The sequence below is a fragment of the Streptomyces sp. SAS_272 genome (genome assembly GCF_052543235.1).
Genome location: NZ_JBMNDR010000184.1, coordinates 1 through 3,952 on the forward strand (window position 1 = coordinate 1; position 3,952 = coordinate 3,952).

Genomic DNA, 3,952 nt, shown 5'->3' on the forward strand with positions numbered 1-3,952 from the left:
ACACTCAACGAACCGCGCAGCGAACACCTCCGACACATCCAACAACTCCACCGCCATACCCACCCACTGCGCACCCTGACCCGGAAACACGAACACCGGATCGAGGGGGGAGGCGGGGCTCTCGGTGAGGCCGCGAGCCCCACTCGCGGGCCTTTCGCCCCTGGCCAGGGCGCGCAGACCGTCGACCAGGCCGGCGTGGTCGGTGCCGATGACGACGGCGCGCTCCTCCAGCGCGGCGCGACCGGTGGCGAGCGCGTGGGAGACGTCCACGGTGGAGAGGCCGGCGGACTCGACGCGGTCGAGCAACCGCTGTGCCTGCTCCTTCAGCGCGGCCTCCGACCGGGCCGACAGCATCCAGGGCAGGACGACACCGGTCTTCTCCGCCTTGTCCACCGCCTCGGCGTCCGCCGTCTGGGCATCCGTCGTCTGGGCGTCCGTCGTCCCGGCATCCGTCGTCCCGGCATCCGTCGTCCCGGCGGCTTCCTCCGGTTCGGCGACCGGCGCCTGCTCGAGGACGACGTGGGCGTTCGTGCCGCTGCCTCCGAAGGAGGAGACACCCGCGCGGCGCGGCCGTCCGGTGTCCGGCCAGTCGACCGCCTCGGTGAGCAGGCGCAGCGTGCCGGAGGACCAGTCGACGTGCGGGGTGAGCTCCTCTCCGTGGAGCGACTTGGGGGCGACGCCGTGCCGGAGCGACTCGACCATCTTGATGATGCCCACGACGCCGGAAGCGGCCTGTGTGTGGCCGACGTTGGACTTCAGGGAACCGATCAGCAGCGGGGAGCCGGCGTCGCGCTCCTGGCCGTAGGTGGCCTGCAGCGCCTGCGCCTCGATCGGGTCACCCAGCTTCGTCCCCGTGCCGTGCGCCTCCACCACGTCCACGTCCGCCGCCGACAGACCCGCGTCCGCCAGCGCCGCACGGATCACCCGCTGCTGCGACGGACCGTTCGGCGCCGTCAACCCGTTCGACGCACCGTCCTGGTTGATCGCCGAACCCCGCACCACCGCCAGCACCTGATGCCCCGACGCCACGGCGTCCGACAACCGCTCCAGCAGCAGCACACCGACGCCTTCGCCCCAGCCCGTGCCGTCGGCGCCGGCCGCGAAGGGCTTGCAGCGGCCGTCGGCGGCCAGGCCGCGCTGACGGCTGAACTCGATGAAGTTGCGCATGCTGGCCATGACGGTGACACCGCCCGCGACCGCCATCGAGCACTCGCCCGAGCGCAGTGCCCGGACCGCGAGATGGAGGGCGACCAGCGAGGAGGAGCACATGGTGTCGAGGCTGACGGCCGGTCCCTCGAAGCCGAAGCTGTAGGAGATGCGCCCCGACAGCACGGCGGCGGATCCGCCGGTCAGCAGATGTCCTTCGATGCCCTCGGGCGCACGGGCGCCGTCGGGCGCGTAGGCCTGGTTGCTGGCGCCGACGAACACACCGGTGGAACTGCCCCGCAGCGTCGTGGGGTCGATGCCGGCCCGTTCGAACGCCTCCCAGGTGGTTTCCAGGAGCAGTCGCTGCTGCGGGTCCATCGCGGTCGCCTCACGCGGCGAGATCTCGAAGAAGGCGGCGTCGAACTCGGCCGCGTCGTGCAGGAAGGCGCCCTGGCGGACGTAACTGGTGCCGATGCGCTCCGGGTCGGGGTCGTACAGCGCCTCGATGTCCCAGCCGCGGTCGGTCGGCAGGTCCGAAACGGTGTCGACGCCGTCGGCGACGACCCGCCACAGGTCCTCCGGGCTGCGCACTCCGCCGGGCATGTGACAGGCGGTGGCCACGATGGCAATGGGCTCGTGCGCCCGCGTCTCCAGGTCGGTGAGCCTGTGACGGGTCTGTCGCAGGTCCGTGGTGACGCGCTTGAGGTAGTCCCGCAGCTTGTCCTCGGTGTTGTGCGTGTTGGCCATGCCAGTCAGCCCTTCAAGAATCGGGAAGTCGTGTCGGGGGTGCGCTCAGGAGATCCCGAGTTCCTTGTCGATCAGATCGAACATGTCCTGGTCGGAGGCGCCGACCAGTTCCTCGTCCACGGTCGCGGGGGTGGGTGCGCCGGTGGGCGCCGCCCAGGAGTCGAGCAGGCCGCGCAGCGCGTCGGCGATTTCCGCCCTGCCGGCCGGGTCCGACGTGGCGCGGTAGGCCGCCTCGATCTCCTTCAGCCGGGGGTCGAGCGCGCTGTCCCCGGCGTCCTCGGGGAAGAGTTCCGCGCCCAGGTGGTCGGCGAGGGCGTTCGGCGTCGGATGGTCGAAGACGAGCGTCGCGGAGAGCCTGACGCCGAGTGCCGAACCGAGCCGGTTGCGCAGTTCGACAGCGGTCAGGGAGTCGAATCCCATGTCCCGGAAGGCCCGGCCGGGCTTGACCACTTCGGCGGCTCCGGAGCCGAGGACCGCCACTGCGTGCGTCCGGACCAGCTCGGCCAGTCGGCGCTTGCGCTTGGCGGCCGGCAACGCGGCCAGTTCGCCGCGGAGCCCGCCGGCCCCTGCGCTCGCGTCCGCCGTGTGCCCGGCCGCCCCTTCGCCGTCCTGCTCGGCCGGCAGCGCCTGCACTTCCGGGATCTCGTCGATCAGCGGGCGATGCCCGTGGGCGCAGTACGCGGGCACGAACCGGTCCCATCGGATGTCCGCCACGACGACGGTGGTCTCGTTCGCCGCCACCGATTCGCGCAGGGCGCGCACGGCGAGCGCCGGCTCCATCGCGGGCACCCCGCGCCGCGCCAGCTGCTCGCCGACCTCGGCGTCGACCATGCCGCCGCCGGCCCAGGCGCCCCAGGCGATCGAGGTGGCGGGCAGGCCGGCGGCGCGACGCCGTTCGGCGAGCGCGTCGAGGTGGGCGTTGGCCGCCGCGTACGGCCCCTGGCCGCCGTTGCCCCAGACGCCGGCTCCGGAGGAGAAGAGCACGAAGGCGTCCAACGGGCGTGCGCCCAGCAGCTCGTGCAGGTTCTCGGCGCCCACGACCTTGGCGTGCATCAGCTCGACGGCCTCGTCGGCGTCGATCTTCGTGAGCGGCCGCGCCCGGTCGACGGCGCCCGCGGTGTGGACGACCGCGGTCAGGGGGGTCTCTTCCGGGATGGCCCGCATGACGTCGGCGAGCGCGCCGCGGTCGGCGACGTCGCAGGCGACGATGGTCACCCGGCATCCGAGGTCGGTCAGTTCGCGCTCCAGCTCCGCCGCACCCGGTGCGTCGGGACCGCGCCGGCTGGTCAGCACCAGATGCTCCGCGCCCTCGTGGGCGAGATCCCTTGCCACATGAGCGCCGAGGGCCCCGGTGCCTCCGGTGATGAGTACGGCGCCTCGCGGTTTCCACACCGGCGCCTCGACGGATCCGCCGAGCGGTGAGCGCACCATCCGCCGGACGCGCACTCCCCGCTGCCCGGGCCGGAGCGCGAACTCGCTCTCTGCGCCGGACGCGTCGCCTGCCGCAAGCAGCGCGGGCAGCCACGCCAGCAGCTCGATGCCGCCGTCCGCGGGGAGGTCCACCAGCCCGCCGGACCGCTCCGGATCGTCCAGAGCGGCGACCCGAAGCAGACCCCACGCGGCAGCCTGGCCGGCGACGGGCTCTTCCTCGCCGTCGACGGCGACGGCTCCGCGCGTCAGTGACCACAGTCCCGCATGGGTCGCGCTGTCCGCGAGTGCCTGGCTCAAGGCCATGGAGCCGAGCACTCCCCTGGTGACGCCCGGGCTGCGCTTGTCCGGTGCGTCGTCCAGGGCCAGCAGCGACAGCACGCCGACGGGGGCGTCCCCGGGTTTCGCGGCCGCGTCCAGCAGTTCGGCGACGACCGTCCGATCCGCCCGCTCCGGCACGACGACCTGGACGACTCGCGTCGCCTCCTCCAGAACGCGTCGCGCCCGGACCGTCACGTCGTCGTCCGTCCGCCCTTCGGGGACGACGAGCAGCCAGGTCCCCTCGAGGGTGGCTCCTTCGGGGAGCCGACAGGGCCGCCACGCCACCCGGTAGCGCCAGCTGTCCAGTTTC

The 3,952-nt window shown here is 73.0% G+C and carries 2 protein-coding genes; both read right to left on the reverse strand.

Annotated features, from left to right (window positions below):
* Positions 1 to 1,893, reverse strand: a 1,893-nt coding sequence (locus ACN6LD_RS41880; RefSeq protein ID WP_445045906.1) for a type I polyketide synthase, incomplete at its 3' end; no start/stop codon positions are given.
* 45 nt (positions 1,894 to 1,938) lie between these two features.
* Positions 1,939 to 3,952: SDR family NAD(P)-dependent oxidoreductase (locus ACN6LD_RS41885; protein ID WP_445045907.1), on the reverse strand; the 2,014-nt coding region annotated here is incomplete at its 5' end.